Annotated in this window: 11 protein-coding genes and 1 pseudogene; 6 read left to right on the top strand and 6 right to left on the bottom strand. The window is 59.4% G+C overall.

All coding sequences use genetic code 11. From position 1 onward, the window contains the following. Positions 1 to 31: 31 nt before the first annotated feature. The 3 genes and pseudogenes from HUS57_RS10880 to HUS57_RS10870 form a co-directional block, all read right to left on the bottom strand. Complete coding sequence (locus HUS57_RS10880; protein WP_173933589.1) at positions 32 to 772, bottom strand: Bax inhibitor-1/YccA family protein; 741 nt, start codon at positions 770 to 772, stop codon at positions 32 to 34. 226 nt (positions 773 to 998) lie between these two features. Then, positions 999 to 3,588 (bottom strand): annotated as a pseudogene (locus HUS57_RS10875) (ABC transporter permease). A 77-nt stretch (positions 3,589 to 3,665) separates the two neighbouring features. After that, a complete protein-coding gene (locus tag HUS57_RS10870) occupies positions 3,666 to 4,364 on the bottom strand; it encodes an ABC transporter ATP-binding protein (RefSeq protein ID WP_173933587.1) in 699 nt (232 codons plus the stop codon). A gap of 62 nt (positions 4,365 to 4,426) precedes the next feature. On the opposite strand from HUS57_RS10870, the gene HUS57_RS10865 reads away from it, so the two are divergent. Further along, a complete protein-coding gene (locus HUS57_RS10865) occupies positions 4,427 to 5,104 on the top strand; it encodes an arylesterase (protein ID WP_173933585.1) in 678 nt (225 codons plus the stop codon). A gap of 78 nt (positions 5,105 to 5,182) precedes the next feature. After that, entirely contained in the window at positions 5,183 to 5,782 is a 600-nt protein-coding gene (gene thpR / locus HUS57_RS10860) for an RNA 2',3'-cyclic phosphodiesterase (protein WP_173933583.1), read from the top strand. On the opposite strand, the gene HUS57_RS10855 is transcribed toward thpR, so the two are convergent. Then, positions 5,683 to 6,204 carry a low molecular weight protein-tyrosine-phosphatase gene (locus tag HUS57_RS10855; protein ID WP_173933581.1) on the bottom strand — a complete coding sequence of 174 codons (522 nt, stop codon included), beginning with the start codon at positions 6,202 to 6,204 and terminating at the stop codon, positions 5,683 to 5,685. The two genes, thpR and HUS57_RS10855, sit on opposite strands and share 100 nt — an antisense overlap. A gap of 47 nt (positions 6,205 to 6,251) precedes the next feature. On the opposite strand from HUS57_RS10855, the gene HUS57_RS10850 reads away from it, so the two are divergent. From HUS57_RS10850 to HUS57_RS10835, 4 genes are all read left to right on the top strand, one after another. After that, complete coding sequence (locus HUS57_RS10850; protein WP_173933579.1) at positions 6,252 to 6,557, top strand: 4a-hydroxytetrahydrobiopterin dehydratase; 306 nt, start codon at positions 6,252 to 6,254, stop codon at positions 6,555 to 6,557. Positions 6,558 to 6,706: 149 nt separating this feature from the next. Next, on the top strand, positions 6,707 to 7,081 hold the full coding sequence (locus tag HUS57_RS10845; RefSeq protein WP_173933577.1) for a YkvA family protein: 375 nt from the start codon (positions 6,707 to 6,709) through the stop codon (positions 7,079 to 7,081). Between the two features lie 246 nt (positions 7,082 to 7,327). Further along, positions 7,328 to 7,828 (top strand): invasion associated locus B family protein, encoded by a 501-nt coding sequence (locus HUS57_RS10840; protein ID WP_173933785.1) that lies wholly within the window; start codon positions 7,328 to 7,330, stop codon positions 7,826 to 7,828. 147 nt (positions 7,829 to 7,975) lie between these two features. Then, positions 7,976 to 9,199: an argininosuccinate synthase gene (locus HUS57_RS10835; RefSeq protein WP_173933575.1), complete on the top strand. Its 1,224-nt coding sequence runs from the start codon at positions 7,976 to 7,978 to the stop codon at positions 9,197 to 9,199. Between the two features lie 191 nt (positions 9,200 to 9,390). On the opposite strand, the gene glmM is transcribed toward HUS57_RS10835, so the two are convergent. Further along, the gene (gene glmM / locus HUS57_RS10830) at positions 9,391 to 10,743 is read right to left on the bottom strand and encodes a phosphoglucosamine mutase (RefSeq protein WP_173933573.1); all 1,353 of its coding nucleotides are present in this window, start codon (positions 10,741 to 10,743) and stop codon (positions 9,391 to 9,393) included. Between the two features lie 381 nt (positions 10,744 to 11,124). Continuing rightward, a complete protein-coding gene (gene ftsH / locus HUS57_RS10825) occupies positions 11,125 to 13,062 on the bottom strand; it encodes an ATP-dependent zinc metalloprotease FtsH (RefSeq protein ID WP_173933570.1) in 1,938 nt (645 codons plus the stop codon). Positions 13,063 to 13,064: the final 2 nt, after the last annotated feature.

Genomic DNA, 13,064 nt, shown 5'->3' with positions numbered 1-13,064 from the left:
CCCTTTGTTTTTTTCCGAATAGGTCCGGCAGTTATTCGCGATTGCCGAGGAACTGCAGCAGGAACATGAACAGGTTGATGAAGTCGAGATACAGCCTGAGCGCGCCCATAATGGCCTTTCGACCAGCCACAAGCTGGCTATCGCCCTCGTAATACATCTCCTTGATCTGCTGCGTATCGTAGGCGGTAAGGCCGGCGAAGACGAGCACTCCAATAACCGAGATGGCGAACTGCAGAGCGGTTGAACCCAGGAAGATGTTGACGATCGAAGCGATGATCAAGCCGACGAGTCCCATGAACAAGAAGGAGCCCATGCCGGAAAGATCACGCTGGGTCGTATAGCCCCAAAGCGACAGCGCGCCAAAAGAGGCGGCGGTGATGAAGAAGGTGCGGACGATGCTCTGGCCGGTGTAGATGAGAAAGATCGTTGACAGGGATAGCCCCATGAGCCCGGCATATATCCAGAAGGTGGTCTGGGCCGCCGATACGCTCAGGGTGTGTATCCGGAAGCTCATGAAGAACACCAGCGCCAACGGGGCAAGTATCACCACCCAGCGGAAGGCGCTTGCATAAATGAGCTGGCCGAAGGCCGTCAGTTGTCCATCGGCAACCGCGAAGTTGAATGCGCCCCATCCAACTAGGCCGGTGATGGCAAGGCCTAGAGCCATGAGGTTGTAAACTCGGATCATATAGGCGCGCAGGCCCTCGTCGATGGCCGCGTCCGCGCGAGCGCCAGTCGCCACGCGAGCCTGATAGTTGCGAAGGTCAGCCATAAATTTCCTCTTTTTCTCGCACTTTCCCGTCGGGTGTCGGCCCCTTTTCAGCAACCGCCCGCCGCTGGCGGGAATCCAGCGTGCGTGGATCAAATATGATGTCTGTTTGTCTCAAGGGCAAGTACGAATAGCGCGAAAAATGAAGCGCGAACCGTGGCAGATATGCGCAACCTCGTGATCATGCGCGGTAACGGCGGCTACGATCTGGGACGATGTTTTCGCTCCGCTATAGGTTGCGCAGGACGGGCGCTGCCTTGTGCCCCAGCACGCGCCAGGTGCCGATCAGCCCAAAGCCAACCGTGAGAAGAAGCGCGAGAACCACCGTTGAGAAGGCCACTTCCGGCAGGAAGGTCCATGGCATGTTCATGATCCGCGCCACAACATACCAGCCAGCCGCTGCGCCGGCCGCAAGGGCGAAGACCGCGGTTGCAAGGCCGATCAAGAGATATTCGAAGACAAATGCACGAACCAGCATGCGCCGGGTTGCCCCGAGTGTTTTCAGGACAACGGCATCGTGAATGCGCGCACGGTTCCCTGCGGCAAGGGCGCCAGACAGCACCAGAACGGAAGCTATCAGCGCAATGGCTGCCGCCGCACGTATCGCAATGGCAAGTTGCGCAACAAGCTCGTTCACTATCTCAAGAGCATCCTTTACCCCAACCGTGGTCACGGTGGGAAAGGCGCGCGTTACCGCGTTCAGAATGCGCGATTCATCGGCAGGCGTGGCGTCTTTGTCGGTAAACGTCGCCAGCCAGGCATGGGGTGCGCCGGCGAAGCTATTCGGCGAGAAAACCATGACGAAGTTCATGGCGAGCGTTTCCCACTCCACCTGCCGCAGGCTTGCAATCCGCGCCGTTAGGGAGCGTCCGAGCACGTTAACTGTGATGGTGTCGCCGAGAGTGAGGCCGAGTTCATGCGCTTCCTGCGCGGTAAAGGAGACGAGCGGGTCACCCTTATACCCTTCCGGCCACCACTCGCCTTCAGTCAGAGAAGCGTTTTCCGGCCGCGTGTCGGAATAGGTGATGCCGCGATCCCCGCGCAGCACCCAAGCGCCCTCTGGCGGTACCTCGATCTCGCGCACATCGACACCGTTCAGATGGGTGATCCGGCCGCGCAGCATGGGCACGCGCTGCAGTTCGCCTCCGGCGGTCTCCGCCTCAATTAGGCTTACGAAGTCTTCCACTTCATGCGCCTGAATATCGAGGAAGAAGAAGTTCGGTGCCACCTCCGGCAGGTTGCCCGATATCTGATGGCGCAAGTTCCCGTCAATAAGCGCCAGCGTCGCAAGCAGGGTAAGGCCAAGGCCAAGTGAGAGTACCACAGAGGGGGTTAGCGCTCCCGGGCGGTGGATGTTCCCGATAGCAAGTCGAAGCGCTGTGGAGCGCACGCGCGGAGCCCGCCGCGCGATGGCCTGCACCGCACGGCCCACACCGCGGAGCCCGCCGCGCGATGGCCTGCACCGCACGGCCCACACCGCGAAGCACCAGAAACGCGGCCACGGCGGCAGCAACGAAGGTTGCGGCGATACGCCGGTCCTCGGCATGGATAACTGCAAGCAGGACCAGGAGTGCCACAATGATCGCCGCTGCGGCGAGATAGACGGGCTGGGGCCAGCCCTTGCCGTCAATGCCCATCTCGCGGAACAGGGATGTGGCGGGAACGTCGCGTGCCCGGCCGAGTGGTAGGATGGCAAAGGCGAGGGTGGTCAGAATGCCAAAGAGCGCCGCTAGTCCGAGCGCCGAAGGATAGATGCCGGTCTGACTCGGCACAGGCAGTATAGAAGAAAGTACGGCGCTGGCGCCAAAGGGCATGAGCGCGCCCAGAACCAGCCCCCCGGCAATTCCCATAAAGGCAATGAGCAGGATCTGGATGAGATAGATGGAGACAACGAAGCGGCCGGACGCCCCGAGACTTTTGAAGGTGGCGATCACGTAACGCTTGCTGTCGACATAGGCGCGCACCGCATTGGCAACGCCAACGCCTCCCACCACAAGGGCCGTCAGTCCCACAAGCGTGAGGAACTGCGAAAAGCGCTCAATGCTGGAGGAAAGCGCCGGGGCCGCGTTGAGTCGAGTGCGGATGCTCCAGCCTGCCTCTGGGAAGCGCTCGCCGGCTTCTTCGCGCAGCGCTTGCAGTTCATCGTCATTCGTTCCTTCCCAAAGGCGGAGCTTGTAGACGTGCTCGACCATGCTGCCTGGCTGCACGAGCCCGGCCGCCTCGAGAGCTTCGAGCGAGATCATCATGCGGGGAGCAAATCCGAAGCTCTCCGAAACCATGTCGGGCTCGGTTACTAGTTCGGCGCGAAGCTCGAATGGTTGCGTGCCGAGCATGACCCGGTCGCCCAGAGCAATATCCAGCCTGTCGAACAGCAGTGGCGGCGCGACCATGCCATAGGCACCGTCGCGCAAGCCGAACAGATCGTCATGCGAAAGTTCTGGTTCCGTCACCAATGTGCCGTAGAGCGGGTATTCGTCGTCTACCGCCTTGAGTTCCACCAACGCCTGATCGGAGCCATCCGGCAGGCGAGCCATGGAGCGCATATTAGCGCTAAGTGCGAGCGTCCCAAGATTTTCCAGCCATGCAAACTCGGCCTCGCTAGCACGGCGCTGGTCGATCTCAAAGCGGATATCCGCCCCAAGCAGCTCCTGGCCCTGTGCTGCCACGGCGCCATTGATGGCGCGGGCAACGGAGTTCACCCCGGCGATCGCAGCTACACCAAGGGCGATGCAAGCCAGAAACACGAAAAAGCCGGAGAGGCCGCCGCGCATCTCGCGTAACGCGAAGCGCATGGCTAGGGCAAGATCTGCCCCATTCATACCGGCACCTGCTCCGGCCCGGGAAACGGCCCGCGTCTTTTCGCCGATGGCTGTTGCATTGCTGCGGAACATGGACCTCATCCCGCCTCTGCGTGTGCGGGCACCGCCTCCTCGATGCGGCCGGAGCGCATGGAGACCTGCCGGTCGCAGCGGGCAGCAAGCGCGGAGTCGTGCGTTACAAGAACAAGGGTCGTGCCGCGCGCGTGCGCGGTGGAAAAGAGAAGGTCCGCGATCTGCCGCCCGGTTGCCTGGTCGAGATTTCCAGTTGGCTCGTCGGCAATCATGATAGCCGGAGCAGGGGCAAGGGCCCTGGCAATGGCGACCCGCTGCTGCTCGCCTCCTGAAAGTTCACCCGGATAGTGGCTGAGCCTGTCTTTCAGCCCAACAGCCATCAACTCCTGCTTGGCTACGGAAAAAGGGTCCTCGTGCCCGGCAAGTTCCAGCGGAACCGCCACGTTCTCCAGCGCCGTCATATTGGGGATAAGATGGAAGGACTGGAAAACAATGCCGATCGTGCGGCCGCGAAAGGCTGCCACAACATCTTCGGAGAGCCGGTCGATCCGTTGTCCAGCAATGCTTACTGCGCCGCTGTCCACTCTTTCCAGCCCCGCAATAACCATAAGAAGCGTCGATTTGCCGGAACCAGATGGGCCGATGATTGCCGTGGATTGGCCATGTTCCACTCGCAAGCTCACCCCCTTCAGCACGTGGACGGAGGAAGCGCCCTGACCGAGACGCAAGGAAACATCCTTCAGGTCAATGACAGGTTCAGTCACGGTCGAAGCTTCCTATATATGAAGATACCAAGGCGGGTCGGGGCAGATATGGGTTGAGTTTCATGGCATTCAAATCTTTCCACAAGCTTTCCGGTTTTCTTTTGCCGCTCACAAAAATGTCAATGCCGGTTGCAGTGGCGCTTTTGCTGCTCTCTGCCGCGCCCGGGTCTGCCGAGCCACTTCGTATTGTTGGTTTCGGCAACAGCCTCATGGCGGGCTACCAGCTGGCGCCGGGAGAGGGCTTCACGGAAAGGCTGGAGCAGGCGCTGCGAGACCGCGGCTATAACGTGTCGGTGGCTAATGCCGGCGTCTCCGGCGACACCACCAGCGGCGGCTTAGCGCGGCTCGACTGGTCTGTGCCTGATGACACGGATCTCGTGATTCTGGAACTCGGTGGAAACGACATGTTGCGCGGCCTTCCTCCGCAAACCGTGGAAAAGAACCTGGAGGAGATGATCCAGCGACTTAAGGAACGGGACGTTCAAATCTTGCTCATTGGCATGTACGCCGCTCCAAATCTCGGCACTGACTATCAGGAGGCTTTTAACGCGATCTATCCGCGATTGGCTCAGAAGCACGATCTTCCTCTGGTCCCATTCTTCCTGGATGGTGTGGTGGAGGATGCATCCATGCAGCTTGAGGACAGGATTCACCCCAATGCGAAGGGCGTGGAGAAGATGGTCGAAAACGTGCTGCCCGCCCTTGAGCCCCTTGTCGCGGGGGAGAAGCCGAACATGTGAAGGGAGGAGGCGAGAAACTGCTTGCTCCACCAATCAACGGATGATTCGCTGGTACCATTGCGAATCGAGGAGGTTGCCATGCCGCGACTATTTATCGCCCTCGAAATCCCGCGCGATGCGGCCCTCTCGCTCTCGCTCCTGCGTGGCGGCTTGCCTGGGGCCCGCTGGGTCGATGTGGAGAATTATCATCTCACACTGCGCTTTATCGGTGATGTCGAAGGCCATGTGGCCGACGAGATCGCTCACGCGCTCGACCGGGTGCAGCGGCCGGCCTTCTCGCTCACCCTGTCAGGTGTCGGCGCTTTCGGACAGAAGAAGCCCCATTCCATATGGGCTGGCGCGGCCCCCTCGCCGGATCTTCAGGCCCTGCAGGGCGAAATCGAGCGCATATGCCAGCGCATAGGGCTTCCTGCGGACCCGCGCAAGTTCACCCCTCACGTAACTCTTGCGCGGTTGAAGAATGTCAGCCCGCGAGACGTGGCGGCATATCTTTCGGCACGGGGCAATTTTTCGGCCGCGCCCTTCACCGTCAGCAGATTCGTCCTGATGTCCTCGCGCGACTCAGTCGGCGGCGGGCCCTATGTTGTGGAGGAAGCCTGGCCCCTGGAACGGGCGGAGCCCGCGCGCACCGCGAGCTTCTCGGCCATCGCCTCGCTGCCCTCGCGGATCCTGCCATAGACAGCAATGAAATCTTCCTCGCTGCCATAATAGGGATCGGCTATTTCTTCTGCCGAAGCCAGCGCGTATTCGAGAAAGAGGTGGATGCGGTCACGGGAATTTCGCGGCGCAAGCTGGCGCAGCCTGGTGACGTTCGTCCTGTCCATCCCGAAGATGAGATCAAAGCGGAGGAAATCTTCCACTGTAATCCGTCGCGCCCGCTGCCCGGAAATATCGATGCCGTTCCGGCGCGCTACCGCGACTGATCGGGCATCCGGAGGATCGCCGACGTGCCAGTCTCCAAGGGCGGCTGATTCGATCCTGAAGGCGTGGCTCAATCCGCGTTCGGCAATCACTGCCCGGAAGATGCCTTCGGCAAGCGGCGACCGGCAGATATTGCCAAGACAGACAAAGAGAATGGCGGTTTGGGACTGTACGGTCATGGCGTCAGCGCTATCCTTCATGTTCTCGAATAACATGGAGTCGGCTTATGGCAAGGCAAAGGCTGGATAGGATAGAGACGGAGAAGGCTCTCGAAGAGCTTGAAGGATGGACACTGGCGCCCGGCGGCACCGCCATCCGGCGCCGGTTCGAATTTGCTGGTTTTAACGAGGCGTTTGGCTTCATGACGCGCACTGCACTTGCCGCGGAAAAGATCGGTCACCATCCTGATTGGTCGAACATTTACAAGACCGTTGATGTGACTCTTACGACGCACGATGCAGGCGGGCTGACGGAACTCGATTTCAAGCTGGCCCGGAAGATGAACGCGTTCGCGGCGCAGACGCCAGGCTGAGGCCACCTGAGCTTTGATTCCGTTTTGCCTTATTCAGATCGCACAACAATTGGTTCTACCTTTATACCGAGCTTTGATAGGAAAGGATCGGCATCATATTGCACCGTGGCTCATTCCTTCCCACATCATTCGCCATGGAGCAGATCGTTATGGATGATGTAAAGATCGGCGAGATACTGGCGCCCGCAGGGCCGGATGAGGAAAGCCGACGCGAAGAAAGTGTTCGTCGCCGGTTCTGGCGCACGGCCAGAAAAGCTGTCCGGCAGGTGCCGTTCATGGAGGAATTGGTGGCGGCGTATTTTTGCGCGCTCGACCGTAATACACCGGCGCGCGTGCGCGGCATCCTCCTTGCGGCGCTCTTCTATTTCGTGATGCCGTTCGACACTATCCCCGACTTTCTGGCCGTATTGGGCTTCACCGATGATGTGGCCGTTCTGGCTGCGGCCATCGGCGCGGTGCGCAGCCACATAACGCCCGCGCACCGTTTGGCCGCAAGGCGCGCGCTGGAGGATGACACCAGATAGGGGCTGAAGGCGTGCCTCCGGGTCAAATTCTTGCCTTCTTCATTCGATTCAACTGTCACTGCGGGGTTATTTGCTGTCCGTTGTGGGTTCCGTTAGCCTTTTGGCACGATGTGGCTGGCGGTGCGGCCGGGTGTTTTTTCGGGCGGCGTCCATTCTTTGGTAACCCAAATTAAATAAAAATGAAGCAATTAGAGCTCGCTTCTAAGAGCTTCAGGGTACATGGCAGACAAAGACACGGTCAGGACAATGCGTCGTTTTCTCTTATCGCTTTCGCTGCTTGTGGCGATCTCCGCCGCCGGACCGGCTTTTGCTCAGGCAACCGCGGTCGGGCAGCACCGTGATTGGGGCACCTATAGCTATCAGTCCGGCAACGGTAAGGTTTGCTATGTGATGAGCGTGCCGAAGCAAAAGATGCCATCCAGTCTCGATCATGGCGACATCTTCTTCTTTGTCAGCCAGAAGCCGGGGCAGAATGTGGCTTACGAACCGCAGTTCATCGCGGCCTACAATTTTCAGGAAGGCTCGAAGGTGACTGTGACCGTGGGCGGCAGGTCGTTCAGCATGTTTACTCAAGGCAAGTCGGCCTGGATGGAGAATGCCGCCGAGGAGCCGCAGCTCATCGCGGCCATGCGCGCAGGCTCTGATATGAAGGTCGCCGCCAAGTCCGGGCGGGGTAATGACACCAACTATACCTTCTCTCTTTTGGGCCTCACTGCCGCGCTGAATTCGATACAGAACTGCCAGTAGGCGGCAAAGCACTGTTCGATTGGTGCTGCGAAAGGCGGCGTATACCGAGCCGCCTTGTCCGGGCGGCATTTCCTGATATTAGTTCCGCACGGTCGACACCGGGTGCGCGTGGAACCAGCGCTGCAGCAAAAATCGTTGGATGAGACAATGGCGATACACAAAGACGTTAGGAAGGTCGTCCTGGCCTATTCGGGCGGGCTCGACACTTCCATCATTCTCAAATGGCTGCAGACGGAGCTGGGCGCGGAGGTCGTTACTTTCACCGCTGATCTCGGTCAGGGCGACGAACTGGAGCCAGCGCGCAAGAAAGCCGAGATGCTCGGCATCCGTGAAATTTACATCGAGGACCTGCGCGAGGAATTCGTACGCGACTTCGTCTTCCCGATGTTCCGCGCCAACGCGCTCTATGAAGGCCTTTATCTGCTCGGAACCTCGATCGCCCGCCCGCTGATCGCCAAGCGGTTGGTGGAGATCGCCGCCGAAACGGGTGCCGATGCCATCGCCCATGGTGCCACAGGCAAGGGCAACGATCAGGTCCGATTTGAGCTGGCGGCTTATGCGCTGAATCCTGACATTAAGGTAATTGCCCCCTGGCGCGATTGGGAGTTCAAGTCGCGGACTGACCTTCTGAATTTTGCGCAGGAACATCAGATCCCTGTGCCGAAGGACAAGCAGGGCGAGGCCCCCTTTTCGGTAGATGCCAACCTTCTGCATTCGTCCTCGGAAGGGAAGGTGCTGGAAGACCCCTGGGTTGAGCCGCCCGAGTATGTGCATCAGCGCACCGTGTCGCCTCTCGACGCTCCGGATCAGCCGACTGAAATCATCATTGGTTTTCAGAAGGGCGATGCCGTCTCGGTGAACGGCACCAAGATGTCGCCCGCGACCCTGCTGGCGGCACTCAACGAACTTGGCCGCGACAACGGTATAGGGCGCATTGATCTAGTTGAGAACCGCTTCGTCGGGATGAAGTCGCGCGGCGTATACGAGACGCCGGGTGGCACGATCCTTCTGGCTGCGCATCGTGCGATTGAATCGATCACCCTCGACCGTGGCGCGGCGCATTTGAAGGACGAGTTGATGCCGCGCTATGCCGAATTGATCTATAATGGCTTCTGGTTCTCGCCTGAACGCGAGATGCTGCAGGCGGCGATCGACAAGAGCCAGGAGGATGTGGAAGGCGAGGTCCGTCTGAAGCTCTACAAGGGCAACGTGATCGTCACCGGACGACGCTCGGACAAATCGCTTTACTCAGACACGCTCGTCACCTTCGAGGACGATCAGGGTGCCTATGACCAGAAGGACGCCGCAGGTTTCATCCGCCTTAACGCGCTGCGGCTGAGGACATTGGCTGCTCGGCAGCGCCGGAAGTAAGGGGGCTTCGGAGGGCAAAACTCCGCAAAAGCTCGCTTGGTAGCAGCGTTGTGCGTCGCAATTGGAAGCTGGCCTGACCCTTGGCCCGCACTCTTCTTTGAACGAAACAGGTCCATTCCCGGATACACATTCGGCCGGTTTGCGAAGCGGGCGCTATTGCGCCCCCGCCGCCGCAGGGCCGGCCATTGGCGTCAGGCGGCGTCCCGTACCCCCGAAATGGCGCCGATAATTTCGTCGACCACCTTCCGCACAAGCTCCGGATTGTCTCCTTCCGCCATAACGCGGATGAGTGGCTCCGTACCCGAAGGGCGAATGACCAGTCTTCCATGATCGCCCAGCTTGATATGGGCGTCTGCGATGGCTGCCTTGACCGCATCCCTTTCAAGCGGGGCATTTCCGGTTATCCTGACATTTTTCAAGACCTGCGGAACGGGTTCGAACATCCGACACACCTCGCTTGCCGGCTTGTTCTGCCGCTTGATGCAAGCGAGCACCTGGAGCGCCGTGACAAGACCGTCACCCGAGGTAGAGAAATCCGACAGGATGACATGGCCGGACTGCTCGCCGCCGACATTGAGACCATGCAAACGCATGTGTTCCACTACATAGCGGTCACCCACCCGGGTACGGTGGAGCTCCAGGTTCCGGTCGCGCAGGAAGCGCTCCAGCCCGAGGTTCGACATGACGGTAGCGGCCACGCCATTGCCTGTGAGGCGGTCGTTGTCATGCCAGAAGCTCGCGATCAGCGCCATGATCTGGTCGCCATCGATGATGTTGCCGTTCTCATCGACCATAACAACCCGATCTGCATCACCGTCGAGGGCAATGCCGATATCGGCGCGTACTTCATGCACCTTCTTGACCAGACCTGCCGGATGAGTGGAACCGCATTCCTGATTAATGTTGAAGCCGCTCGGCTCCACATTTATGGATATGACTTCCGCCCCCAGTTCCCACAAAGCGGCGGGAGCCACCTTGTAAGCGGCACCATTTGCGCAGTCGATCACGATACGCAGGCCCGAGAGCGACATGTCCCGCGGCAGGGTACGCTTGGCAAATTCCACATACCGGTCGTGCACGCCATCGATGCGCTTGGCGCGGCCGAGCATGCTGGAATCAGCCAGGGCCAGTTCGACATCCCTGTCAAGCTTGGCCTCGATCTGCTTCTCAAGTTCGTCGGACAGCTTGTATCCGTCCGGACCGAACAGCTTGATGCCGTTGTCCTCGAACGGATTGTGCGAGGCAGAGATCATGACGCCGATATCCGCCCTTAGCGAGCGCACCAGCATGGCAACCGCTGGTGTGGGTATGGGACCAAGAAGGAATACATCCATTCCTGCCGCACAGAAGCCGGCCACCATCGCGTTTTCCAGCATATAACCGGACAGGCGCGTGTCCTTTCCGAGCACTACGCGGTGGCGATGATTACCGTTCTGGAAGGTGAGCCCCACGGCCATGCCTACCCGCATGGCCACTTCTGCTGTCATCGGAAAGGAATTGGCACGGCCCCGAATCCCGTCGGTCCCGAAATATTGGTTCGACATGGCTCTTCTTTGTGTTGACTTGGTCTTCTGCAAAGAGATTTTGTGCAAAGAACTGCCCCTTATCCTGCCACAAACTAGCGTAACCCGCATCACTATTTGTGCGACGGATGCTAAACGCCGTATCTATAAAGGCGATTGTTAATTGCGGTTAAAACAGGTGAGGCGCCGCTGCTGATTATCTCTTTGGAAGGAAAAGACGACAGATTCAAGGCAAATTGTTGCCGATGAGACAAGAACAAGGATCGACAGTCACCCCATTGTGCCCCCCTCGACAATGCGGAAAGTGAAAAGCTCTTCCGCAAACCTCGCATCGCCCTCAAAATAAAGCCGGTTACCCGCGTCAGGCGGCAACCGGCTCTAATAATTCTTCTTGGTTTCGTCCTATCCCTGTGGTTGTGGCTCCATGCCGGCATCGGGCTCTCCACCCTTCCTGCCTTCCTTGCGCGCGCCGCCTGCCCTTGGAACGGCGGAGCCGCGCGAAGGAGGCGTATCATCGCCCAGGTCTCGGGAAGGCTTCTCGCCGCGGATGATCGCCTTGATCTCGTCGCCCGACAGCGTCTCGTATTCGAGCAGGCCCTCCGCAACCGCTATCCAGTCATCCCTCTTGGTCGTCAGGATTTCCCGCGCCGTGTCATAGGCTTCGTCAATCAGGCGCCGCACCTCGTCGTCGATCTTCTGTTGTGTCTCTTCCGACATGTTCTGCTGTCGTGTGACAGAATGGCCCAGGAAGACCTCTTCCTGGTTTTCACCATAAGCAACCTGACCAAGCTTGTCAGAGAAGCCCCACTGGGTGACCATCGCGCGGGCGAGCTTTGTTGCCTGTTCGATATCGGAGGCTGCGCCTGACGTGATGTTCTCTTTGCCGAATTTGAGCTCTTCTGCCACGCGCCCGCCCATGGTGATGGCAAGTCGCGAGATCATCCATTTATAGCTCATGGAATAGCGGTCACCCTCGGGCAGTTGCATGACCATGCCAAGCGCCCGTCCGCGCGGGATAATGGTAGCCTTATGCACCGGGTCTGCCACAGGCACGTTGAGCGCCACGACTGCATGACCTGCCTCGTGATAGGCCGTCAGCTCTTTTTCCTCCTGGGTCATGGCGTGCGAGCGCCGCTCGGCGCCCATCATCACCTTGTCCTTGGCGTCCTCGAACTCCTGCATGGTAACAAGGCGCTTGTTACGCCGCGCCGCCATGAGCGCTGCCTCGTTGACAAGATTGGCGAGGTCTGCCCCCGAGAACCCCGGTGTTCCCCGTGCGATGATCTTGAGGTCAACATTGGGAGCCAGGGGCACATTGCGCACGTGCACCCTGAGGATCTTTTCGCGTCCGGCGACATCGGGATTTGGAACGACCACCTGACGGTCGAAGCGACCCGGGCGCAGAAGCGCCGGGTCAAGCACGTCCGGTCGGTTGGTGGCGGCAATAAGGATGATTCCTTCATTGGCCTCGAACCCGTCCATTTCGACCAGAAGCTGGTTCAGCGTCTGCTCACGCTCGTCATTGCCGCCGCCAAGCCCGGCGCCGCGATGCCGGCCTACAGCATCGATCTCATCGATGAAGATGATACAAGGCGCGTTCTTCTTGGCTTGTTCGAACATGTCGCGAACGCGGGAGGCGCCGACACCCACAAACATTTCAACAAAGTCGGAACCGGAAATGGTGAAGAAGGGAACGTTTGCCTCACCGGCGACCGAACGCGCCAGCAGCGTCTTGCCCGTTCCCGGGGGCCCAACAAGGAGCACGCCCCGCGGGATTTTCCCTCCGAGCCGCTGGAATTTCTGCGGATCGCGCAAAAACTCGACAATCTCCTCCAGATCCTGCTTGGCTTCGTCCACGCCTGCGACGTCCTGGAATGTGACGCGGCCATGCGCCTCGGTCAGCAATTTGGCTTTGGACTTGCCGAAACCCATTGCGCGGCCGGATCCGGATTGCATCTGCCGCATGAAGAATATCCACACGGCAAGGATCAGGATCATGGGCAGCCAGCCGAGGAGGATGCCGAATATGGAACTGGAGCCATCCGTCTCCGGCCGGGCGTTGATGGTCACATTGCGTTGTTCAAGCCGCTCGACAAGATTCGGATCGCCAGGGGAATAGGTCTGGAACGGTGTCCTGTTATCGACATAGGTGCCGGTGATGCGGTTGCCCGTAATAGTGACGCTTTCCACCCGCCCGTCAGCAAGTTCGCTCAGGAACTGTGAGTAGGCGATGTCGCGCGTTGCGCCATGCTGCTGTGGTGCCTGGAACAGGTTGAAAAGCGCGATGAGCAGAACGGCGATGACCGCCCAGAGCGCAAAGTTTCGGTAATTTGGATTCATGT

Origin of the sequence: Chelativorans sp. Marseille-P2723, assembly GCF_902809845.1 — a bacterium.
GTDB lineage: Bacteria > Pseudomonadota > Alphaproteobacteria > Rhizobiales > Rhizobiaceae > Chelativorans.
Note: the sequence above shows the minus strand (reverse complement) of the source record. Positions and strands in the feature narration are given on the sequence as shown.

What these genes read in the sequence shown, in the direction of transcription:
- glmM (WP_173933573.1), bottom strand. Translation starts at nt 10,743, where the DNA reads ATGTCGAACCAATATTTCGGGACCGACGGGATTCGGGGCCGTGCCAAT.
- HUS57_RS10845 (WP_173933577.1), top strand. Translation starts at nt 6,707, where the DNA reads ATGGATGATGTAAAGATCGGCGAGATACTGGCGCCCGCAGGGCCGGAT.
- HUS57_RS10855 (WP_173933581.1), bottom strand. Translation starts at nt 6,204, where the DNA reads ATGACCGTACAGTCCCAAACCGCCATTCTCTTTGTCTGTCTTGGCAAT.
- HUS57_RS10835 (WP_173933575.1), top strand. Translation starts at nt 7,976, where the DNA reads ATGGCGATACACAAAGACGTTAGGAAGGTCGTCCTGGCCTATTCGGGC.
- thpR (WP_173933583.1), top strand. Translation starts at nt 5,183, where the DNA reads ATGCCGCGACTATTTATCGCCCTCGAAATCCCGCGCGATGCGGCCCTC.
- HUS57_RS10840 (WP_173933785.1), top strand. Translation starts at nt 7,328, where the DNA reads ATGCGTCGTTTTCTCTTATCGCTTTCGCTGCTTGTGGCGATCTCCGCC.
- HUS57_RS10880 (WP_173933589.1), bottom strand. Translation starts at nt 772, where the DNA reads ATGGCTGACCTTCGCAACTATCAGGCTCGCGTGGCGACTGGCGCTCGC.
- ftsH (WP_173933570.1), bottom strand. Translation starts at nt 13,062, where the DNA reads ATGAATCCAAATTACCGAAACTTTGCGCTCTGGGCGGTCATCGCCGTT.
- HUS57_RS10850 (WP_173933579.1), top strand. Translation starts at nt 6,252, where the DNA reads ATGGCAAGGCAAAGGCTGGATAGGATAGAGACGGAGAAGGCTCTCGAA.
- HUS57_RS10865 (WP_173933585.1), top strand. Translation starts at nt 4,427, where the DNA reads ATGGCATTCAAATCTTTCCACAAGCTTTCCGGTTTTCTTTTGCCGCTC.